The sequence below is a fragment of the Micromonospora sp. NPDC047548 genome, assembly GCF_040642975.1.
Lineage (GTDB): Bacteria > Actinomycetota > Actinomycetes > Mycobacteriales > Micromonosporaceae > Micromonospora.
Genome location: NZ_JBEYTI010000016.1, coordinates 54398 through 76299 on the forward strand (window position 1 = coordinate 54398; position 21902 = coordinate 76299).

Here is a 21902-nt window from a genome sequence, read left to right on the forward strand (position 1 = left end):
CAGCGAAACGTCAGAGCTCGTCGGGCGTACGCGGCGTGCGGGACCACCGCCGGACCCCTGGTCGCGCCGAAGCACCCGCAGGCGGCGGTCGAGTTCCGCCATGCTGTCTCGCCCGCGTCACGGCTGATCCTGACCCTGTTCGTCCTCGTCAACACCGCGGCGGGCCTGCTGTTCATCGGCTGGCTGCTACTTCCCGCGCACGTGCCCGGATCGGGCGTGACCGGGTTCGGAAGCTGGCAGACGATGGCGGCCCGGCTCGGCTTCTGCGTGGTCGTCGGCGTCGAGCTGATCCGCCTCGCGCAGAACGTGGTCGTCTGGGTGTTCGCGTTCAACGCCAAGGATCCGGTCCCGGTCGATCCGCCGGTCGGCCTGCGAGTGGCCCTGCTCACCACGATCGTGCCCAGCAAGGAGCCGATCGACGTCGCCGAGCGAACCCTGCGGAGGATGACGCAGATCGTGTACTGCGGCCTGGTCGACGTCTGGATCCTCGACGAGGGTGACGACCCGGCGGTGAAGGAAATGGCCGCGCGGCTCGGGGTGCGTCACTTCACCCGTAAGGGCCGACCGGAGTACAACCAGCCGACCGGTGAGTTTCGCGCCCGGACGAAGTCGGGCAATCACAACGCCTGGCGGGCGGAGCACGAACACGACTACGACGTGGTCGCCAACGTCGACCCGGACCACGTGCCGTTGCCGGGCTTCCTCGAACGGACGCTCGGCTACTTTCGCGACCCGGATGTCGCCTTCGTGGTGACGCCCCAGGTCTACGGCAACATGCACGAGAACTGGGTCGCGCACGGCGCGTCGGTCCAGCAGTACCTCTACAACGGGCTCATCGCGCGTGGCGGAAACGGTCTGGACGCACCGCTGCTCACCGGCACCGGCCATCTCTACCGACCAGCGGCGTGGCGGAGCGTTGGCGGCTACCAGGACTCGATCATCGAGGACCATCTCACCAGCATCCGGGTCCACGCCGCCGTCAACCCGCAGACGGGCAATCAGTGGAAGGGCGTCTACACCCCGGACGTGGTGGCCATCGGGGAAGGCCCGACGTCGTGGGCGGACTACTTCAACCAGCAGAAGCGGTGGGCTGCCGGCATCTGCGAGATTCTGGTACGCCCCGACCTGCGCGCGCCGCGCGAACTGAGATCGCGACGCCGCTGGCAGTACCGCCTGCTCCAGTTCTACTACCCGAGCGTGGCCGTCAGCCTGTTGCTGGGCAACCTCGCCACGGCCCTGTATCTGCTCACCGGGGTGAGCACGGCCCAGCTCGACGTCACCGTGTGGTCGGTGCTGTGGGGCTCGACCATCGGCACCTGGTTCGTACTGTGGCTCTGGCTCCGCCGCTTCAACATCGCTCCCCACGAACGTGAGGAGATCGGCCTGGTGGGCATGGCGCTGGCGTTGTTCACCGGTCCCGTCTACGTGGCCGCCGGTGTCGGTGCGCTGCTGCGGCGCAGGCTCGCGTTCGTGGTGACGGCCAAGGGGAAGCTGCGCACCACAGAGTCGCTCGCCACCTTCCGGCTGCACTTCGGGTGGGCGGCCTTCGCCGCTGCCCTGCTCGGCGCGAGCTTCGTGCTGGGCAACAGCGTGACCCTGCTCCGGGCGTGGCCGGTCCTGACCCTCCTGACCGGTCTGGGCCCACCGCTGATCGCGATCGCGTCAGGCCTGAGAGCCCGCAGCGGGCAACGCGACGACAGGCCCGACATCGCCGCTCGTGCCCCGAGCGAGGAGCACCGCCCGCCGAGGTCGCGGGTGTCGGCCGACCGGGGTGTGCCATGGCGAGGCTGACCCTCCCGCGCGGCGCGATGGCGTTGATCGCCGCGCTGCTGCTGGCCTATGCCTTCGTCATCGCGCCACAGACCGCGTCCGGGGAACGGAAGGATGCCGCGGCGACCAGGACTGCGACCGCCGAACCGAGCATGACGGCGACGGCCGAACCAACCCCCTCGCCCCGACCGGACCCGGGACTCTTCCCGCCGCCCGGAAAGACGTTCATCGGCGTCATGACCAATGAAGGTCCGTACAACTTCACGGCCGTGAACGCGTTCACGGCGGCCGCGAAGCGCCAACCGCAGGTGATGCTGTTCGGCGCGGGATGGGCAACCGCCGCGTTCGACCGGACGCTCTTCGATCGGATCAGCGACCGCGGCATGCTGCCGATGCTGGCGTGGGAACCATGGGACTACCAACTGGACAACGCGGCCCGTAAGAAGGGTTTCAGCGCCCGCAAGATCGACAGAATACGTTCCCACCAACCCGACTACCGGTTGTCCCGCATCTCGCGGGGGAGCCTCGACGCGTACGTGCTGTCCTGGGCGCAGGGGATCAAGTCACTCGGCTACCCGGTGGCCATCCGGTTCGCCCACGAGATGAACGGCGACTGGTACCCGTGGTCCGAAGCGGTCAACGGCAACCGGCCGGGTGACTACGTCAAGGCATGGCGCCACGTCCATGACCTCTTCACTGCGGCCGGGGCCACCAACGTCATCTGGGTATGGAGCCCGAACGTCAGATGGGACAACTCGACCCCGAAACTCTCCACGCTCTACCCGGGGGACGACTACGTCGACTGGGTGGGACTCTCGGGTTACTACGGCACCGGGGCGCTCTCGACGTACCGGTCCTTCGACGCGATCTTCAACCAGACGATCAAGGAGATCCGCGCCTTCACCCACCGGCCGTTGGTCATCACCGAGACCGGCGCCTCCGACGGCAAGGGACGCAAGGCCGAATGGATCAGACAGACGTTCCAACTGCTGCCACGCCACAAGGACATCATCGGCCTGATTTGGTTCGAGGTGAACAAGGAGCTGGACTGGAGGATCGTGAGTTCTCCCGCCGTCACCAAGGCCTTCGCCCAGTCGGTCGCCGCCTCCAGGTACGACTTCACCTGGTCGTCGGCCATGCTCCCGCGTACCGAAATTGAGAAGTAGGCAGGCCCTGCCGCAGTCTTTGACCGACGCCGACCACCCTGACTGGACGGTGCCAGCGTGACCGTGTTCCGATCTGTCAACTCGGGCGGGCGCCTCCCCCCGACGGTGCCCGCCACGTCGGTGCGGGCCGACCCTCCGCTCAGCGCGACGCAGGCGCCGGCGTCACGAGCCCGCATCGCGTTGCCGGTCTCGCTCGTCGCGTTCACGGTCGCGGCCCTTGGCAGCACCGGACGTGAGATCTGGTTCGACGAGTCGGTCACCTGGCTGACCACCACCATCTCGTGGGCGGAGTTGTGGCGCCTGCTCGGCAACATGGACATCGCGCACGCCCTCTACTACGTGGTGATGCGGTTGTGGACCACGACGTTCGGAGCGTCGACCCTCGCGCTGCGACTCCCGTCGCTCATCGGCACCGCGGTGGCTGCCGGTGCACTCGCGCTGCTGGGCCGGAAGCTGTACGACACCACCGTGGGGGTCGCCGCAGGGTTGCTGTTCGTCGCGATCCCGTCCGTCTCGCGATACGGGCAGGAGGCGCGCTCGTACGCCTGGGTCGTCGCCCTTGCCGTGCTGGCCACGCTCGCGCTGACCTGGACGCTCGACCGGCCGTCGTGGCGCCGTTTCCTGCTGTACGGCGGCTGTCTGCTGGCGCTGACCTACCTGCACTTCGTTGCCGCGATGGTGCTGGCGGCCCACGCGCTGATGGTCTGCTCCACGGTCAGGCAGGGACGTGGACTTCGAACCCTGGGGACCTGGATGGCCACGGTGCTGCTGCTGGCCCTGGCCGCGGCGCCGTTGCTGTACGAGGCCTCCACCCAGTCCGGTCAGGTTTCCTGGATCACCCGCGACGGGCCGGCACTCGCCCGTTTCCCGAAAGAGTTGTTCGGCTCCGCCACGATCGCCTGGTCGTTCGTCTCGGCCGGACTGCTCGGCACCGTCCTTCTCTGGCGCTCCCGGCGTGCCTTGATCCTTCCCCTGCTTGTCTGGGCCGTGGCGCCTCCGGTGTTCTGCTACCTGAGCTATCCGCTGGTGCACCTCTTCCTTGCCAGGTTCGTGCTGTTCACTCTCCCTGCCTGGTCGCTGCTGGCCGCGGTCGCGATCGCCGTGCCGGTGTCCGGTCTGCGGCGCAGGATTCCTCCCGGCAGGGCCGTCGCCATCCTGGCCGCCGCGCTGGTGGCCGTCGCCGCCGTGGGCGTGCCCGGCCAGGCGGAAGCCCGGCGCAGCCCGGTGGCCGGCGAGGCGGACTACCGCGCCGCGGCCGCCCTGATCGACCGGCGGTACGAGGCCGGCGACGGGATCGCATATTCGGGTTGGCGCGGCTGGAGCGCCGCCCTGCCGATGGCGTACCAGCTGCGGACGAAGCCGCGTGACGTGTTCGTCGCGGTGCCCCCCGGCAGGTCCGGGTGGTTCTGGGCGATCGATTGCGTGGATCCCGCTCCCTGCGTCGGCGATATCCGACGAATCTGGCTGGTTGTCGGCGAGTCGCGGGATCCGTTCGACCGACTTCCGCCCGCCCGGGCAGAGCTGCTCCGCCACGAGTTCAACGCCGCCAGTACGGACCGGTTCCCCGGGGTCACCGTGGTGCTGCTGGTCCGGGGGCAGACCGGTCATCACTGAGCGGGGTCCGCGCCGGCGTCCAGGGGGAGTGCACGGGCCAGGCCGGACCGCCGCCGAGCCCGGGGTGCCCCGACCGTCCGTGGGTGGGGTGGCGCCCGGGCGGTTGCGGCTGCCATCGTGATTGCGGCACGTGGCAGCCCTGCCGCGCCGGCGGCTGTCACTGGTCGTCGTCGACGACCTCGGTCCGGTCCTCTCGCGTGACGGTCACCGGAGGGTGCTCGTCGGGCTGGGGCGCCTGCGCCATGGTGTGGTGGGGATCCCCGTCGGGGGAGTAGAGCACCCGGTCGGTCTTGGCGGTCTTCTCCCGGTCTTCCTCCGGTTCCGTCACATCGCCCTCCTGCTGCCGTTCGTGTCGCCCACGCTACGCGGCCTCCCGCCGGTCGGTCCCGTTTTCGCCCGGTACGACGCGATCGGCCGACGAGAGTCCTCCCCGGACCCCGCTCGCCCCGGACCGGACGCCGTCGGAGGGCTCACCACCGTCCGGCGGGTCGGTCACCCGCGCGGGCCCGTCGCCCGGGCGACGGCGGACCGGGGACTGCACAGCACCGGTACGCCCAGCTCGCGGAGCAGGTGGACCGCCGGGGCCATGCTCGCCTGGGCCAACACGATGACGTCCACCTCGTCGGCGACGTCCCGCGCCCGGGCGGCGATCCGGCGCAGGTATGCGTCGTGCTCACCGGCCTCGAACAGCGGCCACGCCTCCGGGCAGGGCACCTCGCGCAGCGACACGTCCACGCCGACGGCCTCCGCGCTCTCGCGCAGCAGCGCCAGGGTCGGCTCCAGCGTCGAGGGCACCGCCGCCACGACCGCGATACGTCCGCCGCCGGCGACGGCCGCCTCGGCCATGGGCCGGTCCACGCGGAGCACCGGGACCGGCACCTCCGGACCCGTCCGCTCGGCGTGCCCGCTCAGGGTCGAGCAGGTGCAGACCACGACGTCGGCTCCGGCTGCCGCCAGCCGCCGCAACTGTGAGCGCAGCCGCGCCAGCAGTTCGGTGTCGACACCGTGGGCCCTGGCGTCGGCGAGCAGTCCCGGATCCACGACGTGGACGTCCCGCCAGCTGGGGGCGAGCTCGCCGGTGAGGGCGCGGAAGGTCGGGACGTGGACGTCGGCGGTGTGCAGGAAACCGATGGTGGGCACGCATCAGGATGACACCTGCGGTGGGATGCTCCGGCCTGCGGCCAGGGACGCCGCCACGACGGACGCCAGCCCGTCGGGCGCGCCGCGCGACGTCGACGGTGCCCGGCCGGCACCGGGCGTAGGCTGACCTGCGTGGATCACGAAGATCGCATCGCCCTGTTCCTCGACTACGAGAACCTCGCGCTGGGCGCACGCGACCATCGCGGCGGCATGGCCTTCGACTTCCGTCCCATCGCCGACGCCCTCGCCGAGCGGGGACGGGTGGTCGTGCGCCGGGCGTACGCGGACTGGTCGTACTTCGACGAGGACCGCCGGATGCTCACCCGGTCCCACGTGGAACTCATCGAGATACCCCAGCGTATGGGCGCTTCCCGCAAGAACGCCGCCGACATCAAGATGGCGGTCGACGCGGTGGAACTGGCCTTCGAGCGCGACTACATCTCGACGTTCGTGATCTGCACCGGCGACAGCGACTTCACCCCGCTGGTCCACAAGCTTCGCGAGCTCAACAAGCGCGTCATCGGCGTCGGGGTGGAGAAGTCCACGTCGGCGCTGCTGCCGCCCGCCTGCGACGAGTTCCTCTACTACGACCGCCTGGAGGGGGTGGACATCCCACCGACCCGGGGCCGGCGTGGCCGTCCGGCGCGGCTACCCAGCCCGGAACCGCAGCAGGTGGAGCAGGAGCCCGAGCCCCAGGCTGCGGCCGAGGAACCGGCCCGGGACGTGGACACCCTCGCGGTCCTCGTGGCCCAGACCGTGGCCGGCCTCCAGGGCAGCTCCAGCGGTGAGGTGACCGCCTCGACGTTGAAGCGCACCCTGCTCAGGAAGGACCCGACCTTCAGCGAGTCCGACTATGGATTCCGCACCTTCGGCGAACTCCTGCGCCACCTCGCCAAGCAGAACGTCGTCGAGTTGGCGGAAGGCCCCGCCAAGGGCGACCCGGAAGTCTCCCTGCCCGAACACGGTGACCGGGAGGAGGCGTTCGGGCTCCTCCGCACCGTGGTCCAGGAGTTGGCCGGCGCCGACGGCGCGGTGGCGCTGTCCGGCCTCAAGAACCAGCTCCGGCGGGCGCGGCCCGACTTCAGCGAGAAGAAGCTCGGCTACCGCAGCTTCCTCCAGTTCTGCAAGGCGGCCGCCACCAGCGCCGTCGTGCACCTGGAGTGGAGCCCCGAGGCCGACGACTATCTGCTCACCCCGCAGGCTTCCTGACGAAACGGCTCAGCGCAACGGCAGCCCCAGCCGCCGGCCCGCCTCCCGCAGCCCCTCTCGGGCGTCCGGGTGCGCCGCGTGGTCGACCAGCAGTTGCGCCTGCTCCCCGGCGTCCCGGCCCCACACCGGCGCGCAGCCCTGCTCGGTGACGATCGCGGTGTGCTGGAACGACGTGACCGGCCCAGCCAGCAGCGGGACCACGGTGGACACGTCGGCCTTCGGATGCCAGGACCGCAACGCGATGATCGCCTGCCCGCCGGGGGAGTGCAGCGCGCCGACGATGAAGTCCGTCTGCCCGCCGAACCCGGAGTGCACCCGGGTGCCGATCCGGCTGGCGTTGGCCTGGGCGAACAGGTCCACCTGGAGCGCGGTGTTGACCGACACGAGGTGCGGCTGCCGAGCGATCCGCCCCGGGTCGTTGGTCTTCTCGGTGCGCAGCATCCGCACCCGCGGGTTGCCGTCGACCCAGTCGTACAGCTCGTCGGAGCCGAAGCAGAACGAGGCGGTGACCGGGGCGTCCGGGTCGAGAACGCCGGACTTCTCCAGGGCGAGGACGCCGTCGCTGAACATCTCCGACCAGATCCGCAGGCCCCGCCGGTCGGCCAGGGCCAGCAGGGTCGCGTCCGGGATGCCGCCGATACCCAACTGGAGGGTGGCCCGCTCGGGCACCAGGGCGGCCACCCGCTCGCCGACGGCGCCGCTCACCGGGTCGCGCTCGACCTGGCCGGCGACCGGCAGTGGCTCGTCGACCTCGACGAGGTAGTCGATCGCGTCCAGCGGCAGCACCGCGTCCCCGTGGGTGCGCGGCATCCGGCGGTTGGCCTGCGCGATCACCAGGCCGCCGTGGGCGCGTACCGCCTCGACCGCCGCGGGCAGGATGTTGACCTCCACGCCGAGGCTGACCGTGCCGGCGTGCGGCGGGGTGGTGTGCAGCACCACCACGTCGGGCACCAGCCGGTCGCGCAGCAGCGCCGGCACCAGGGACAGCCGGCTCGGCACGTACGACAGCCGGGGATGCCCGCGCATGCCGGCCCCGACGAACGAGGTCTCGTACCGTACGCCCGCGCGGTCGGGGATGCCGCGCGGCGCGTTGAGCATGTGCAGCCGGTACCCGGCGATCGACGCGTCCAGCACCGACAGGGTGCGCAGCGGCGCGGCCTGGTTGCCGCTCGCCACCACCCGGGGCTCGCCGGGCAGCCGCCCAAGGACCTTCGCCAACTGTGTCTCCGACACCACGCGCATGACACTCCGACCGTCGCCGACAGGTGACCTTCACCGTCAGCCGCAGCATCCCGTTCTGCAGGTCCCGCCGGGCAGGGCCGGAGGTCCGTGAGCCGGCTCACCGGCCGACGGGCACACCGGAGCCGCCCGTCACCGCTCGAGCGCGGCCGTCAGCCGCCGAGCCTCAATGACCAGCCGACTCGACCCGCCGCGCCGGCGATGTCGATCAGCCCGGACACCTGGATCCGTGCGCCGGTCGCGCCCGCAGTCTCCGCCGCCAGCGTCAGCAGATCCGAGGTGCCGCCAGCAGCCCGGCGGCAGCCGCCTGCGGAGTGGTCAGGAAGCCGGAGAAGAACCGCGGGTTCGTCGCGGGCCCGCCGCTGGTCTGCAGGGCCAGGTCACCCCGGTGCAGCGCGGACGGCTGGAGGTAGCGGTACGTCTGAAGGGCGCTCACGGCTGCACACCGTACGGCCGACCCCCGACACCGTCACCCCGTCGGCCGGCTCCTGACGCGTCCCCGGGTGGGCCGCCCGGCCTAGGTCGGGCGGTACTCCACCTCCGGGCGTCCGGGCGTGCCGTAGCGGGGGCTGCGGGTCACCCGGCCGGTGTCGGCCAGGTGCTCCAGGTAGCGCCGGGCGGTGACCCGGGACATGCCGGTCCGTTCGGCGACCTCCGACGCCGACTGGCCGGGCCGGCTGCGCAGCGCCTCCAGCACCGCGCCGAGGGTCGGCGCGACGAGTCCCTTGGGCAGCGTGTCCGGCGCGGTGCCGCGCAGGGTGGCGAGCATCCGGTCCACCTCGTGCTGGGCCGCCACCGCGCCACCGGCCGACGCCTGCGCCCGGTACGCGGCGTACCGCTCGAGCTTGTCCCGGAACGCGGCGAAGGTGAACGGCTTGAGCAGGTAGTGGGTCACCCCGAGGGCGACCGCCGCGCGCACCATGCTCAGGTCCCGGGCCGAGGTGACCGCGAGGACGTCGGCCGAGCTGCCCGCCGCCCGCATCGCCCGGCACACCTCCAGCCCGTGCATGTCGGGCAGGTTGAAGTCGAGCAGCACCAGGTCCACCCGGTCGCCGGAGCGCAGCACGCTCATCGCCTTCCGGGCGGTGTGCGCCACCGCCACCACCTGGAACCCGGGGATCCGCTCGGTGTACGCGCGGTGCGCCTGCGCGATCAGCTCCTCGTCCTCGACGACCAGCACCCGGATCTCGTCGCTCACGCGGGCGTCCCCAGGCTGACCGGCAACCGGATGTGGAAGACGGTGCCGCCCCCCGGAGCAGGGCCCACCTCGTACCGGCCGCCGTGCCGGGCGACGACCTGCCCGACCAGGGCCAGCCCGAGGCCCCGGCCCTCGCGCTTGGTCGACCAGCCGCGGCGGAACGCGTCGGCGACCTGGTCCGGAGGCAGCCCGGGCCCGTTGTCGGCCACCTCGACGACCACCTCGCCGTCGCCGGAGACCACCCGGACGCGTACCCGTCGGGGTGGGCCCGCCGCGGCGACGGCCTCCAGGGCGTTGTCGACCAGGTTGCCCACGACGGTGAGCAGGTCGCCGGTGGGCAGGGCGCCCACGTCGAGCCGGGAGTCGGGGTCGACATCGAGCTCGACGCCCCGCTCGGCCGCCTGGGCGGACTTGCCGAGCAGCAGCGCGGCGAGCGCCGGCTCGGCGATCGCCCCGACCACCTGGTCGGTCAGCTGCTGGGCCAGGGCCAGTTCCTCGGTGGCCAGCCGGACCGCCTCGCCGGTGCGCCCCAGTTCGACCAGGGTGAGCACGGTGTGCAGGCGGTTCGCGGCCTCGTGCGCCTGGGACCGCAGCGCCTCGGTGAGCCCGCGCACGGAGTCCAGCTCGCTGGTGAGCACGCGCAGCTCGGTGTGGTCGCGCAGGGTCAGCACGCTGCCCAGGGTGCGGCCGTCGAGCGCCGTCGGTCGCTGGTTGGCGACTAGCGACCGGTCGGCGGCGAGGATCAGCTCGTCGTGCGCCGCCCGACCGGAGGTGGCCAGCTCGACCAGGGCCGGGGGCAGGTCCAGCCCGGCGAACGGCCGGTCGACCAGTGGCGCGTCCGGGTCGATCCCGAGGAGTCGGCGCCCCTCGTCGTTGATCAACGCGAGGCGTCCGTCGGCGTCGACCACCACCAGGCCCTCGCCGACCGAGTGCAGGACGGCGTCGTAGTAGTCGTACATCCGGGTCATCTGGGCCGGGCCGAGGCCGTGGGTCTGCCGTCGCAGCCGCCGGCTGAGCAGCCAGGAACTCAGCCCGGCCAGGGCCAGCACCACCGCGGTTACGGCGAGCAGCGCGGGCGCCCGGCCGAGCAGCTTCTGGTTGATCGATTCGGTGGTGATGCCGACCGAGACCAGTCCGGTCACCGTGCCGTCCGGGCCGTGTACCGGGACCACGGCGCGCACCGACTCGCCGAGGGTGCCGGTGTTGACCACGGTGTAGGGGCGGCCGGCCAGGGCCGGGCCGATGTCGCCGATGAACGGCTGGCCGATCCGCGCCGGGTCGGGGTGGGAGTACCGGGTCCGGTCCGGGGCCATCACCACGACGAAGTTGGTGCCCGTCCCGGCCCGCACGGACTCGGCGTACGGCTGGAGGGTGGCCGCCGGGTCGGGGGCGCGCAGCGCGGCGCCGACCTCGGGCGCCCGGGCGACCGTCTCGGCCACCGCGAGCACCTCGTCCGTGGCGGCCTCCCGGGCGTCGGCGCGGGCGAGCAACGCGGCGCCGACCGCGCCCGCGGCGACGAGCAGGGTGACCACCAGCGCCTGCAGGGCGAAGAGCTGCCCGGCGATGCTCCACTTCCGTGTGGTCATGTCCCTCCCTCGGATCAGGTCGTCGTTTCGTCGACACTTCACGTCGGTGAACAGAATGAACGCAAGGCTGCTTCCGGTTGAGACCTGGACCACAGTCTCACCCATGCAGACCCCCACCACCAGCACACCTGCCGTGCGGACCCGCCGGGACCGCACCCACTACCTGTACCTCGCGGTGATCGTCGCGGTCCTCGCGGGCATCGTCGTCGGCTTCGTCGCCCCGGAGTTCGCCAAGGAGCTCAAGCCCGTCGGCACCGGGTTCGTGGCCCTGATCAAGATGATGATCAGCCCGATCATCTTCTGCACCATCGTGCTCGGCGTCGGCTCGGTCCGGCAGGCGGCCAAGGTCGGTAAGGTCGGCGGCCTCGCGCTCGGCTACTTCCTGATCATGTCCACGGTCGCGCTGGTGATCGGGCTGGTCGTCGGGAACCTGATCCACCCAGGCGCGGGCCTTCAGCTGAACTCCGAGCTGGCCGGGGCGGGGCAGAAGGCGGCCGGCGGGGCCAGCGAGGGCACCGTCGACTTCCTCCTCGGCGTCATCCCGACGTCGCTGCTCTCCTCGCTGACCGGTGGGGAGGTGCTCCAGACGCTGCTGGTCGCCCTGCTGGTCGGCTTCGCGGTGCAGGGCATGGGCAGCCGGGGCGAGCCGGTGCTGCGCGCCGTCGGCGTGATCCAGCGGCTGGTGTTCAAGGTGCTGGCCATGATCATGTGGGTGGCGCCGATCGGCGCTTTCGGTGCCATCGCCGCGGTGGTCGGCGCGACCGGCGTGGACGCGCTGAAGAGCCTGGCCCAGATCATGCTCGGCTTCTACGCCACCTGCCTGATCTTCGTCGTGGTGGTGCTCGGCCTGCTGCTCCGGCTGGTCGCCCGGGTCTCGATCTTCTCGCTGCTGCGGTACCTGGGCCGGGAGTTCCTGCTGATCGTCTCGACCTCCTCCTCGGAGTCGGCGCTGCCCCGGCTGATCGCCAAGATGGAGCACCTGGGCGTCAGCCGTCCGGTCGTCGGCATCACCGTGCCGACCGGCTACTCCTTCAACCTCGACGGCACCGCGATCTACCTGACCATGGCCTCGCTCTTCATCGCCTCGGCGATGGGGGACCCGCTGTCGGTCGGCGAGCAGGTGTCGCTGCTGGTCTTCATGATCATCGCCTCGAAGGGCGCCGCCGGCGTGACCGGCGCCGGCCTGGCCACGCTGGCCGGTGGGCTCCAGTCGCACCGGCCGGACCTGGTCGACGGCGTCGGGCTGATCGTCGGCATCGACCGGTTCATGTCCGAGGCGCGGGCGCTGACCAACTTCGCCGGCAACGCGGTCGCCACCGTGCTGGTCGGCACCTGGACCCGCGAGTTCGACCGCGAGCAGGCCCGGGCAGTGCTGGCCGGCGAGCGCCCCTTCGACGAGAGCACCATGGTCGACGACGACCACGGCGCGGACGACGCGCCGACCGCCGACGAGCGGGCCGCCACCGCGGCGCCGGTGGCCGAGCCGGCGCGGGTCGGTTCCTGACCGCTCCCGTCGCACGACGGGCCGTCCCGGCAGCGGGGCGGCCCGTCGCGCGTGCCGGTCAGCCGGATCGCCGCCGCCAGCGCAGCGCGTAGACCACCACGCTGACCGCGAAGAGCCCTCCGCTGACCGCCAGCCAGCGGGCCAGCAGCGGCCGGGGCTCCAGGCCGGTCGCCGCCCGGTACACCCCGTCGCCGAGACCGAGGATGCCGGGGAGGTAGACGAGCAGGAGCAGCCCGGCGGCGAGCGCGGGCACCCGCACGTGGTTCAGCGCCGACGGGGTGTCCCGGCGGCCCAGGCCGGCGCGCAGCGCCCGGTCGGCCAGCGCGTAGACCGGAAACAGGACCAGGTCGTGGGCGATGACCGCGCCGAGGAACCAGATCAGCATCCGGCCCGCCATCGGTTCCCCGGCCAGCCGCAGCACGATCCAGCCCGTCACCGCGAAACAACCGATCAGGAGCAGCAGGTGCCAGGGTGCGGCGCCGTAGCCGCGCCGGAACTCAGCCATCGGCCCGCCCCTCGAAGGTGATCTCCCGGACCCACTTGGTGCAGTGCACCCCGGGCAGCGCCGGCACGATGATCCGCGCCGGATAGCCGTGGTCGGGGGAGAGGTCGACCCCGTTGACCTGCAGGGCGAGCAGCGAGTCCGGGTCGCGGACCTGGTTGGCCTGCAACCGGGCCTGGCGGAACAGGCCGGCCCGTTCCAGCGACCGGACCAGTGCCCAGGCCGCCTCGGGCGCGCCGACCAGCGCGGCCAGGTCACGCAGCCGCACCCCGGTCCACGTCTGCTCCGTCGACCAGCCCTCCACGCAGGCGATCGGCAGGTCCGCGGTGTGCTGGGCCATCGCGAGCAGGCCGGCCCGGTCCAGTTCGACGGTGCGGCCGCCGCCGCGCAGGGTCAGCCGCCAGCCGGCCCCGGTGTCGGCCGGCTGGATGCCGGCTGCGGCGGCGCTGCGGTTGACCTGGAAGCCGGTCGGTCCGGCGCCGGGCTGCCCTCCCCGGGGCAGCAGCAGGGCGGTGCGGCGCAGCACCCCGTCCAGGGTCTGCCCGACGGTCAGCGCGGCCAGCAGCAGCGCGCCGCCGCCGGTCAGGGCCAGCACCCCGCGCCGGCTCATCGTCGCCGGACCGGGCCTCCGGGACACCAGACCGTCCGGATCCGCCGGCTCCGGCCGGGTCCCGTCGAGCGGGGTACGCGCGAAACCCGGCCCGCGCAGCGCGGTGACCATCCGGGGCAGCTTGATCGCGACGTGCGTGACCAGGGCGGCGGTGAAGACCCAGGCGCCGTACCAGTGCGCGGTGTAGAAGTCGAACCCGAACAGGTACGCGTACTGGATGTTGAGCAGGCCGGTGGCGATCTCGAAGAGGATCCCGCCGACCAGCAGCACCAGCGACAGCCGCTCCAGCACCTGGGCCACCGAGCGGGCCGGCGGCCAGTCGAACAGCTTCGGCACCACCGACCAGAGCTTGGTCAGCACCACCGGGACCAGCACGATCCCGAGCGTCACGTGCAGGCCCTGGGTGAGCCGGAACAGCCAGGCCGGTCGGGTCGGCCAGGCGAAGACGGGCGGGTGCAGCCAGCCCACGTCCGGTGGGAACGCCTGGCCGAACCGGGGGCCGTAGGCGATCCAGTCCAGCAGCCCGGTGACGAACACCAGCGGCAGGGTGGCGAGCAGGACGGCACCGAGCACCGAGGTCAGCCACGGGCCGCGCACCGGGCTGCGCCAGGCGTCGGCGGTGGCGTCGACGCCGGGCGGGCGGTGTCGGTCCAGTGCCCGCCACAGCCGCGCCGGGTAGGCGTACCCGTGGGGGTCGGTCCTGCCCGCGGACGGGCCGGACCGCGCCGACGCCCGCCCCGGCCCGGCACGATCGGGCGTCGGATCGCCGGGCTGTGGCGGCGGTTCGGTGGGCACGGTCCCTCCTGCGGCGCGAGTGCTCGGGCCGGCCGGGCGCGGCGGCCCCTGTGCAGGACGCTAGACGGCTACGCGGCCCGCCGGCCGGCTTTGCCGCATTACCGAAGGCTTACCGGCGGTCCCTTACGGAGTGCTGACGTCCGGGGCGAACCGGCCCGGCGGGGCACCGGGCTGGCCTAGCGTGACGGGAATGCGGGTACTGGTCACCGGCGCGGCCGGGTTCATCGGATCGCAGGTCGCGGACCTGCTCGTCGCCGAGGGGCACCGGGTCGTGTGCCTGGACGCGTTGCTGCCGCAGGCGCACGGGGGCGCGCTGCCCGAATGGTCCCGCCGGCACGACCCGGTGGTCGGCGACGTCCGGGACCCGGGGCTGCTCGACGACCTGCTGGCCGGGGTCGACGCGGTCTGCCACCAGGCGGCGATGGTCGGGCACGGGCTGGACCCGTCAGACGCCCCCGACTACGCCAGCCACAACGACTACGGCACGGCGGTGCTGCTCGCCGCCATGCACCGGGCTGGCGTGTCCCGGCTGGTGCTGGCCAGTTCCATGGTGGTCTACGGCGAGGGGCGCTACACCTGCGCCCGGCACGGCGCCGTCCGGCCCGCCCCGCGCCGCGCCGCCGATCTGGCCGCCGGCCGGTACGACCCCACCTGCCCGGACTGCGCCGGCACCCTTGCCCCCGCGCTGGTGCCCGAGGACGCCCCGCTGGAGCCGCGCAGCAGTTACGCGGCCAGCAAGCTGGCGCAGGAGCACCTGGCCGCCGCCTGGGCCCGGCAGACCGGGGGCGGGGTGTGGGCGCTGCGCTACCACAACGTCTACGGTCCTCGGATGCCCCGCGACACCCCGTACGCCGGGGTCGCTTCGATCTTCCGGTCGGCGCTGGCGGACGGCCGGCCGCCCCGGGTCTACGAGGACGGCCGGCAGCGGCGCGACTTCGTGCACGTCACCGACGTGGCGCGGGCGAACCAGCTGGCGCTGACCGCGCCGGCCCCGGACGGACTGGTGCCGGTGAACGTCTGCTCCGGCGAGCCGCACACCGTCGGCGACCTGGCCGCCGCGCTGGCGGCGGCGATGGGCGGGCCGGCGCCGGTGGTGGTCGGCGGGGCCCGGGCCGCGGACGTGCGGCACGTGGTCGCCGATCCCGGCCGTGCCCGCGAGCTGCTCGGGTACACCGCCCGGGTCGGCTTCCTCGACGGGGTGACCGCCTTCGCCACCGACCCGCTGCGCGAGCCGGCCGCCGTGGCGGTCTGACCCGCCGCCCCCGCAGGGCCCGCGACCGCACGTCGGCGGCGGTGCCGGTCGGCCGGTCGCGCCCGGTCAGGAGACGGTGAACAGCAGGTGGTTGACGGCGAGGGCGGTGAGCGCCTGCCCGGCCAGCCACCAGCGGCGGGCCGGCGCGGGCAGGTGCGCGGCGGCGACCAGCAGCCAGACCGCGAACGGCAGCCAGATCCGCTCCACCTCGGCCTTGCTCATCCCGGACAGGTCGGCGCCGACCACCGCCAGCGCGGCGGCGGCCGGCAGCAGCACGGTCGGCCCGAGCCCCCGCACCCGCGACGCGAGCGCGACCATCCGGCGGTGCCCGGCCAGGCCGCCCGGCGTCGTACCGCCACCCGGCGCCGTACCGCCACCCGGCCCGGGAGCGCCAGCCGTGGCGGACGCGGCCGGACCCACCCCGGCCCGCCAGCCCGCCCGGGCCGCCACCAGCGCGCGGCGCAGCGCCGGCCCGACCACCGGCCCGGCCGAGAGCAGCAGCGCCGCCAGGTTGGCCCAGACCCAGTAGCCGTACGGGCGGTCGGCCGCCCAGCCCTGGTAGTAGCGCTCCACCACCCGGTCGTACCCCTGCCACCAGTGGAAGCCGGCGAGGGCGAACGCCGCCACCACTGCGGCCACCCCGACCGCCCCGGCGACCAGCGCGCCCCGCCGATGCGCCGGCCGCAGCGCCAGCACGGCCAGCGCCAGCGGCCCGACCAGCACGAAGCCGTACGACAGGTGCAGCGCGAAGCCGAGCAGCAGCCCGCCGGCCAGCGCGGTCACGGGTCCCCGTACCGCCAGCAGGGCCAGGCCGGCGGCGACCACGCCGGCGAAGACGCCGTCGGCGGAGGCACCCACCCAGACCGCACCGGGCAGCAGCACCAGGAACGGCAGCACCGCCCGGGCCGCCTCGCCGGCGCCCAGCGCCCGCAGGGCGACCGGCACGGACACGGCCACGGTCGCCCCGACCAGGACGCAGGCCAGCGCCGCCGCCGTCCCGCCGCCCAGGCCGACCCGGTCCAGCCCGACGAAGACCAGCAGGGCACCCGGCGGGTGGCCGGCGGTGTGGGTGGACCACGAGTCCGGCTGGAAGTCGAGGATCCGGCCGGTGAAGCCGGCCAGCATCCGCCCGACGTCGGTCACCCCGGGCACCTCGTGCAGGTACTCCGCCTGCGGGGTCAGCCGCCGGGTCAGCCCCGCCGACCAGCCGTCCACCAGCGCCAGGGCGAGCGTCCAGGCCACCGCCGCCAGGTAGCCGGCGCACAGCAGCGGGCCCCACCGGGCGGTCCGAGCCCAGCGCAGCCCGGGGCCGAGCACGGCGGCGGCGACCAGCAGCGCGGCCGGGGTGCCCCAGCCCAGGTGCGGCCGCCAGGTGGCGTAGAGCGGCGCGGCGTCGGCGTGCAGGCCCACACCCCGGTGGTTGAGCACCGCGCCGACGGTCACCGCAGCGGCCAGCAGCGCCGCCTCGACGCCCAGCACGACCAGGTCGCCCCGGTCCCGGGCCGGGGCGCGGTCGGGGGTGGGCGAGCGGGGGAGCGTGGCACCGGGTCTCATGTCGACCGGACGGTACGGGTTGCCCCGCCGGCCTGTCAGCCGAACCGCCGGCACGTCACCGGACGGTAAGAAATGCCTGCTCGGTAAGCCTTCCGTAAGGCCGAACGCGGCGCGCGCGGCCCCGCGCGGACCTAGCGTCGGCGGTATGCCGACACAGATCGACGTGGTGCTGCCGTGCCTGGACGAGGCCGCCGCCCTGCCCGGCGTGCTGGCCGCGCTGCCGCCCGGATACCGGGCGATCGTGGTGGACAACGGCTCGCGGGACGGCTCGCCCGAGGTGGCCGCCCGGCACGGCGCCCGGGTGGTGTACGAGCCCCGCCGGGGGTACGGCGCGGCCGTGCACGCCGGGATCGAGGCCGCCGAGACGGAGCTGGTCTGCGTCCTGGACGCCGACGGCTCCTTCGCCCCCCGGGAGCTGCCCGCCCTGGTCGCCCCGGTCGTCGAGGGGATCGCCGACCTGGCCGTCGGTCGCCGCCGGCCGGTCCGCGTCGGGGTCTGGCCCTGGCACGCCCGGGCTGGTACGGCGCTGGTCGCCGCGCTGCTGCGGCACCGGGGCGTGCCGCTGCGCGACCTCAGCCCGATCCGGGTGGCCCGGCGCGAGGCGCTGCTGGGTCTCGGCGTCACCGACCGGGCCTTCGGCTACCCGCTGGAGCTACTGATCCGGGCGGCCGCCGCCGGCTGGCGCATCCACGAGCTCGACGTCGCGTACGCGCCGCGCGCGGCGGGCACCCGCTCCAAGGTCTCCGGCTCGGTCCGCGGCACCCTCCGCGCCACCCGGGACTTCGCCGCCGTGCTGCGCAGCGTGGAGGGTCCCCGGTGACCGTGCTGCTGGTGGTCGCCAAGGCACCCGTGCCCGGTGCGGTGAAGACCCGGCTCTGCCCGCCCGCCACGCCGGAGCAGGCGGCCCGGATCGCCGCCGCCGCCCTGCTCGACACCCTCGACGCGGTCCGCGCCACCCCCGGCGTGACCCCGGTGCTGGCGCTGGTCGGGCGGATCGCCGACGCCGTCGACCCGGTCGGGCTGACCGCCGCGACCACCGGCTGGCCGGTGCTGGCGCAGCGGGGTGCCGACCTCGCCGCGCGGCTCGCGCACGCCCACGCCGATGTGGCGGACGCGTACCCCGGCCGGCCGGTGTTCCAGATCGGCATGGACACCCCGCAGCTCACCCCGGCGGGGCTGGCCGGGGCGGTACGCCGGCTCGCCGGCACGGACGCGGTGCTGGGCCGGGCCGCCGATGGCGGCTGGTGGGGGCTGGGCCTGCGCGATCCCCGGCACGGGGCCGCGCTGCGCGTGGTGCCGACATCCACCCCCGACACCGGTCGGCTCACCTGGGCGGCGCTCGCCGGGCGCGGCCTGCGGGTCGCGCCGCTGCCGGTGCTGCGGGACGTGGACGACTGCGCCGACGCGCTCGCGGTCGCGGCGGCCGTCCCCGGCGGCCGGTTCGCCCGGGAGGTCGCCGCGCTGCGGCGCGGCCTGGTCGTGGGGGGCTGGTGGTGACCGCCGACGGCTTCGCCGCGGCCCTGTGCGGCCGGCAGGCCGAGGCCCACTGGTTGGTGCATGCCGACGGGATCCGCAGCCGGCTGCCGGTGGACCGGTGGCACGGGCCGGCCGAGCCGGCGACCGAGGTGGTGATCGCGCGGTGCGCCGGCCCGACACTGGACCTGGGCTGCGGGCCCGGGCGGCTCACCGTGGCGCTCGCCCGGGCGGGGCTGACCACCCTCGGCGTCGACGTCTCGGCCCGGGCGGTCGCCCTGACCCGGGCCCGGGGCGCGGTCGCTGTCCGCGCCGACCTGTTCGACCCGCTGCCGGCGGAGGGCCGGTGGGCGCACGTCGTGCTGCTCGACGGCAACATCGGCATCGGCGGCGACCCGGTCGCGCTGCTGCGCCGGTGCCGGGCGCTGCTGCACGCCAGGGGCACCGTCCTGGTCGAACTCGACCCGCCGGGCACGGGCGTCTGGCAGGGACAGGTCCATGTGCTCTCCGGGCGGGACCGGGGCCCGACCTTCCAGTGGGCGCGTCTGGACACCCGGGCGGTGCCCGACACGGCCGCGTCGGCGGGGCTGGTCGTCCGCGAGGTGTTCCGCCGGGGCCGGCGCTGGTTCGCCGAACTGGTCACCGCGTAGGGCTCGCCCTCCGTCGGCTTCCCCCGGCGAAGGGGGAGGGAAGCGGAGGCCGGTTCGTTACCTACCGGCGTCGCGCCGGTGCCTGGTTTTCTGACCTGCGGCTGATCATGCCCGTCCGGTCACCGCGACCCGCAGCGTGGTCCAGCCGTCCCACCAGCAGGCCCGGGCCGCCGGCACGCTCTACGCGTCCGCCAGGGGCAGCCGGACGACGAACCGGCACCCGTCGGCGACGTTGCGCACGTCGACCCGGCCGCCGTGCGCCTCGACCAGCCCGCGCACGATCGCCAGGCCCAGCCCGCCGGAGCCCTCGACGCCGCCGTTGCCGGGCTGGGGGGTGCGGGCCGGTTCGCCCCGGAACGCCACGTCGAACAGCCGGGGCAGGTCGGCCTCCGGGATGCCGCCGCAGGTGTCCGCGACGGCCAGCCAGGCGGCCTCGCCGTCGCGGCCCGCGTCGACCCGTACGGTGCCGTCCTCCGGGGTGTAGCGCACCGCGTTGAGCAGCAGGTTCCCCACCACCCGGGCCAGTTCCGGCTCGCTGGCGGTGACCGTCGGCCAGCCCGACTCGGCGGCGACCAGCCGGATCCGGCGGGCGGCGGCCAGCGGCGCGGTGCCGGCCAGGGCGTCGGAGACCACGTCCCCCAGCGGCACGGCGGACAGCGACAGTCGCAACGCCCCGGCGTTGATCCGGGACAGTTCGAACAGGTCGTCGACGAGCCGGGTCATCCGGTCGGTCTCCACCCGGATCCGGCGGTGGTACTCGTGCACCGTCTCCGGGTCGGCGACCACCCGGTCCTCCAGCGCCTCGGCCATCGCCCGCAGCCCGGCCAGTGGCGTGCGCAGGTCGTGCGACACCCAGGCGACCAGGTCCCGGCGGCCCTTCTCGACCCGCCGCTCCCGCTCCCGGGCCTGGTCCGCCCAGACCGCCGCCGCGGCCAGCCGCCGGCCGAAGAGCCAGCCGACGGCGAGGCTGACCACCGCCGCCGCCGACACGGTGATCAGCACCACCTCCAGGTCGTGCGGGGAGAGGAACATCGCCTCGGCGATCACCGCGACGCCGGCCACCACCGCGGTCACCGTCATCGCCAGCAGCACGGAGATGTGCACGGTGATCGACCGGCCGCGCAGCAGGCGCAGCGCCCCCGCGCCGAGCAGCCCGACGCAGCAGGCCGCGCCGAGCGCCGCGCCGAAGATCAGCGCCAGGTCAGCCATCGACCGGCTCGTACCGGTAGCCGACACCCCATACGGTGACGATCCGGCGCGGGTCGGCCGGGTCGGCCTCGATCTTCTCCCGCAGCCGGCGCACGTGGACGGTGACGGTGGACTGGTCGCCGAAGCTCCAGCCCCAGACCCGCTCCAGCAGCTCGGCCCGGCGGAACGCCCGCGCCGGGTGGCGCATCAGGTGCGCCAGCAGGTCGAACTCGCGCAGCGTGAGGGCCAGTTCCCGGCCGTGCAGCCGGGCCACCCGGGGGCCGGTCAGGACGGTGAGGCTGCCGTCGGTGAGCACCTCCGCAGCCGCGCCCGCTGGCTCGCCGCCGGCCCGGCGCAGCACCGACCGCACCCGCAGCACCAGCTCACGCGGGGAGAAGGGCTTGCTCAGGTAGTCGTCCGCGCCCAGTTGCAGGCCGAGGATCCGGTCGGCCTCGTCGCCGCGCGCGGTCAACATCACGATGGGTACGCCGTCCGGCCGCTCCCGCAGCCGCCGGCAGACCTCCAGCCCGTCGAGCCCCGGCAGCATCACGTCCAGCACCACGAGCTGCGGCGGGGCCGCGGCGACGGTGGCCAGCGCGGCGGCGCCGTCCCCGACGTGGTCCACCTGGTAGCCGGCGTGTTCCAGGTAGCGGCAGACCACGTCGCTGACCGTCCGGTCGTCGTCGACGACCAGCACCCGTTGCGGCACGCGGACCTCCCCCTCGTGCCGGTCAGCGTAACGGCGGGCGGGGCCGGCGACCGGCCGCGCGAACCTTGCGATGTCCTTACGAGATGTGACCGGGGCGGCGGGTCAGCCGGTGTGGGTTTCCGTCCGGTCGGCGCGCTCGGCCATGGCGTCGACCAGGTCAGCCCTCGCCCGGGCCACCCGCGACCGGATGGTGCCGACCGGGCAGTCGCAGACCTGCGCCGCCTCGGCGTACGACAGGCCGAGGATCTGGGTGGCGACGAAGGCCTCCCGCCGCTCGGCCGGCAGTTGCCGCAGCAGGGCGTCCAGCACCACGGTGTTCTCGAACCGGCCCGCCGACGGCGGGTCCCAGCCGTCCAGGGTGGTGGTCGGCGGGCGGGCCCGCCGCGACCGGAGGTGGTCGGCGGCGACCCGCCGGGCAATGCTGAACAGCCAGGTCCGCGCCGAGGACCGGGCGGCGAACCGGGGCAGCCCGCGCATCGCCCGCAGGTACGTCTCCTGCACCAGGTCGTCGGTCTCCGCGTCGGCGAGCAGGTGGTGCAGGAACCGCCACGTGGGACCCTGGGTGGCCCGGACGAACGCGGCCAGCGCGAGCGGGTCGCCCCGCCCGGCGGCCAGCGCCCACGCGGTCACCTGCTCGTCGCTCTCGTCCACCACGCCCGCCTCTCGTCCGCCACACCCACTCGATACGACGCAGCGTAGTAGGGCGGGTTTCCGGGTCGGCCGGTGGTACGGACGAACCCGCC

At 74.1% G+C, this 21902-nt stretch carries 21 protein-coding genes; 9 read left to right on the forward strand and 12 right to left on the reverse strand.

Annotated features, from left to right (window positions below; translation table 11 throughout):
• Window positions 1-216: 216 nt before the first annotated feature.
• The 3 genes from ABZ807_RS18230 to ABZ807_RS18240 are packed head-to-tail and all read left to right on the forward strand — an operon-like array spanning window position 217 to window position 4550.
• Complete coding sequence (locus ABZ807_RS18230) at window positions 217-1791, forward strand: glycosyltransferase family 2 protein (protein ID WP_357158830.1); 1575 nt, start codon at window positions 217-219, stop codon at window positions 1789-1791.
• Window positions 1779-2936: a glycosyl hydrolase gene (locus tag ABZ807_RS18235; RefSeq protein ID WP_357158833.1), complete on the forward strand. Its 1158-nt coding sequence runs from the start codon at window positions 1779-1781 to the stop codon at window positions 2934-2936. The genes ABZ807_RS18230 and ABZ807_RS18235 overlap by 13 nt, the downstream gene beginning before the upstream one ends.
• Window positions 2937-2993: 57 nt before the next feature.
• Window positions 2994-4550 carry a glycosyltransferase family 39 protein gene (locus ABZ807_RS18240; protein ID WP_357158836.1) on the forward strand — a complete coding sequence of 519 codons (1557 nt, stop codon included), beginning with the start codon at window positions 2994-2996 and terminating at the stop codon, window positions 4548-4550.
• Window positions 4551-4707: 157 nt separating this feature from the next.
• On the opposite strand, the gene ABZ807_RS18245 is transcribed toward ABZ807_RS18240, so the two are convergent.
• Window positions 4708-4878, reverse strand: a complete 171-nt coding sequence (locus ABZ807_RS18245) for a hypothetical protein (protein WP_357158839.1) — start codon at window positions 4876-4878, stop codon at window positions 4708-4710.
• A 164-nt stretch (window positions 4879-5042) separates the two neighbouring features.
• Window positions 5043-5690: an aspartate/glutamate racemase family protein gene (locus ABZ807_RS18250; RefSeq protein ID WP_357158842.1), complete on the reverse strand. Its 648-nt coding sequence runs from the start codon at window positions 5688-5690 to the stop codon at window positions 5043-5045.
• A gap of 132 nt (window positions 5691-5822) precedes the next feature.
• On the opposite strand from ABZ807_RS18250, the gene ABZ807_RS18255 reads away from it, so the two are divergent.
• Window positions 5823-6899: an NYN domain-containing protein gene (locus tag ABZ807_RS18255; protein WP_357158845.1), complete on the forward strand. Its 1077-nt coding sequence runs from the start codon at window positions 5823-5825 to the stop codon at window positions 6897-6899.
• Between the two features lie 9 nt (window positions 6900-6908).
• On the opposite strand, the gene ABZ807_RS18260 is transcribed toward ABZ807_RS18255, so the two are convergent.
• The 4 genes from ABZ807_RS18260 to ABZ807_RS18275 all read right to left on the reverse strand — a co-directional run bounded on the left by ABZ807_RS18260 (window position 6909) and on the right by ABZ807_RS18275 (window position 10922).
• Entirely contained in the window at window positions 6909-8132 is a 1224-nt protein-coding gene (locus ABZ807_RS18260) for an acetyl-CoA hydrolase/transferase C-terminal domain-containing protein (protein ID WP_357158848.1), read from the reverse strand.
• A gap of 271 nt (window positions 8133-8403) precedes the next feature.
• Window positions 8404-8574: a hypothetical protein gene (locus tag ABZ807_RS18265; RefSeq protein ID WP_357158851.1), complete on the reverse strand. Its 171-nt coding sequence runs from the start codon at window positions 8572-8574 to the stop codon at window positions 8404-8406.
• 81 nt (window positions 8575-8655) lie between these two features.
• Entirely contained in the window at window positions 8656-9336 is a 681-nt protein-coding gene (locus ABZ807_RS18270; protein WP_357158854.1) for a response regulator, read from the reverse strand.
• Window positions 9333-10922, reverse strand: a complete 1590-nt coding sequence (locus ABZ807_RS18275) for a sensor histidine kinase (RefSeq protein ID WP_357158857.1) — start codon at window positions 10920-10922, stop codon at window positions 9333-9335. Before ABZ807_RS18275 ends, ABZ807_RS18270 begins: the two co-directional genes overlap by 4 nt.
• A gap of 103 nt (window positions 10923-11025) precedes the next feature.
• On the opposite strand from ABZ807_RS18275, the gene ABZ807_RS18280 reads away from it, so the two are divergent.
• The gene (locus ABZ807_RS18280; protein WP_357158860.1) at window positions 11026-12426 is read left to right on the forward strand and encodes a cation:dicarboxylase symporter family transporter; all 1401 of its coding nucleotides are present in this window, start codon (window positions 11026-11028) and stop codon (window positions 12424-12426) included.
• Between the two features lie 58 nt (window positions 12427-12484).
• On the opposite strand, the gene ABZ807_RS18285 is transcribed toward ABZ807_RS18280, so the two are convergent.
• Entirely contained in the window at window positions 12485-12931 is a 447-nt protein-coding gene (locus tag ABZ807_RS18285; protein WP_357158863.1) for a hypothetical protein, read from the reverse strand.
• Window positions 12924-14204 carry a molybdopterin-dependent oxidoreductase gene (locus ABZ807_RS18290; RefSeq protein ID WP_357159071.1) on the reverse strand — a complete coding sequence of 427 codons (1281 nt, stop codon included), beginning with the start codon at window positions 14202-14204 and terminating at the stop codon, window positions 12924-12926. Before ABZ807_RS18290 ends, ABZ807_RS18285 begins: the two co-directional genes overlap by 8 nt.
• A 319-nt stretch (window positions 14205-14523) precedes the next feature.
• Here ABZ807_RS18290 and ABZ807_RS18295 point away from each other — a divergent pair, with 319 nt between their 5' ends.
• Complete coding sequence (locus ABZ807_RS18295) at window positions 14524-15585, forward strand: NAD-dependent epimerase/dehydratase family protein (protein WP_357158866.1); 1062 nt, start codon at window positions 14524-14526, stop codon at window positions 15583-15585.
• A gap of 66 nt (window positions 15586-15651) precedes the next feature.
• On the opposite strand, the gene ABZ807_RS18300 is transcribed toward ABZ807_RS18295, so the two are convergent.
• Window positions 15652-17064, reverse strand: a complete 1413-nt coding sequence (locus ABZ807_RS18300) for a hypothetical protein (RefSeq protein ID WP_357159074.1) — start codon at window positions 17062-17064, stop codon at window positions 15652-15654.
• A 220-nt stretch (window positions 17065-17284) separates the two neighbouring features.
• Here ABZ807_RS18300 and ABZ807_RS18305 point away from each other — a divergent pair, with 220 nt between their 5' ends.
• The 3 genes from ABZ807_RS18305 to ABZ807_RS18315 are packed head-to-tail and all read left to right on the forward strand — an operon-like array spanning window position 17285 to window position 19262.
• Window positions 17285-17959 carry a glycosyltransferase family 2 protein gene (locus tag ABZ807_RS18305; protein ID WP_357158869.1) on the forward strand — a complete coding sequence of 225 codons (675 nt, stop codon included), beginning with the start codon at window positions 17285-17287 and terminating at the stop codon, window positions 17957-17959.
• A complete protein-coding gene (locus ABZ807_RS18310; protein ID WP_357158872.1) occupies window positions 17956-18636 on the forward strand; it encodes a DUF2064 domain-containing protein in 681 nt (226 codons plus the stop codon). Before ABZ807_RS18305 ends, ABZ807_RS18310 begins: the two co-directional genes overlap by 4 nt.
• Window positions 18633-19262, forward strand: a complete 630-nt coding sequence (locus ABZ807_RS18315; protein WP_357158875.1) for a class I SAM-dependent methyltransferase — start codon at window positions 18633-18635, stop codon at window positions 19260-19262. Before ABZ807_RS18310 ends, ABZ807_RS18315 begins: the two co-directional genes overlap by 4 nt.
• Window positions 19263-19442: 180 nt before the next feature.
• On the opposite strand, the gene ABZ807_RS18320 is transcribed toward ABZ807_RS18315, so the two are convergent.
• From ABZ807_RS18320 to ABZ807_RS18330, 3 genes are all read right to left on the reverse strand, one after another.
• Complete coding sequence (locus ABZ807_RS18320; protein WP_357158878.1) at window positions 19443-20471, reverse strand: HAMP domain-containing sensor histidine kinase; 1029 nt, start codon at window positions 20469-20471, stop codon at window positions 19443-19445.
• The gene (locus ABZ807_RS18325; protein ID WP_357158881.1) at window positions 20464-21159 is read right to left on the reverse strand and encodes a response regulator transcription factor; all 696 of its coding nucleotides are present in this window, start codon (window positions 21157-21159) and stop codon (window positions 20464-20466) included. Before ABZ807_RS18325 ends, ABZ807_RS18320 begins: the two co-directional genes overlap by 8 nt.
• A gap of 102 nt (window positions 21160-21261) precedes the next feature.
• Window positions 21262-21813 carry a sigma-70 family RNA polymerase sigma factor gene (locus ABZ807_RS18330; protein WP_357158884.1) on the reverse strand — a complete coding sequence of 184 codons (552 nt, stop codon included), beginning with the start codon at window positions 21811-21813 and terminating at the stop codon, window positions 21262-21264.
• Window positions 21814-21902 lie beyond the last annotated feature (89 nt).

What these genes read in the sequence shown, in the direction of transcription:
- ABZ807_RS18235 (WP_357158833.1), top strand. Translation starts at nt 1,779, where the DNA reads ATGGCGAGGCTGACCCTCCCGCGCGGCGCGATGGCGTTGATCGCCGCG.
- ABZ807_RS18275 (WP_357158857.1), bottom strand. Translation starts at nt 10,922, where the DNA reads ATGACCACACGGAAGTGGAGCATCGCCGGGCAGCTCTTCGCCCTGCAG.
- ABZ807_RS18280 (WP_357158860.1), top strand. Translation starts at nt 11,026, where the DNA reads ATGCAGACCCCCACCACCAGCACACCTGCCGTGCGGACCCGCCGGGAC.
- ABZ807_RS18285 (WP_357158863.1), bottom strand. Translation starts at nt 12,931, where the DNA reads ATGGCTGAGTTCCGGCGCGGCTACGGCGCCGCACCCTGGCACCTGCTG.
- ABZ807_RS18295 (WP_357158866.1), top strand. Translation starts at nt 14,524, where the DNA reads ATGCGGGTACTGGTCACCGGCGCGGCCGGGTTCATCGGATCGCAGGTC.
- ABZ807_RS18305 (WP_357158869.1), top strand. Translation starts at nt 17,285, where the DNA reads ATGCCGACACAGATCGACGTGGTGCTGCCGTGCCTGGACGAGGCCGCC.
- ABZ807_RS18320 (WP_357158878.1), bottom strand. Translation starts at nt 20,471, where the DNA reads ATGGCTGACCTGGCGCTGATCTTCGGCGCGGCGCTCGGCGCGGCCTGC.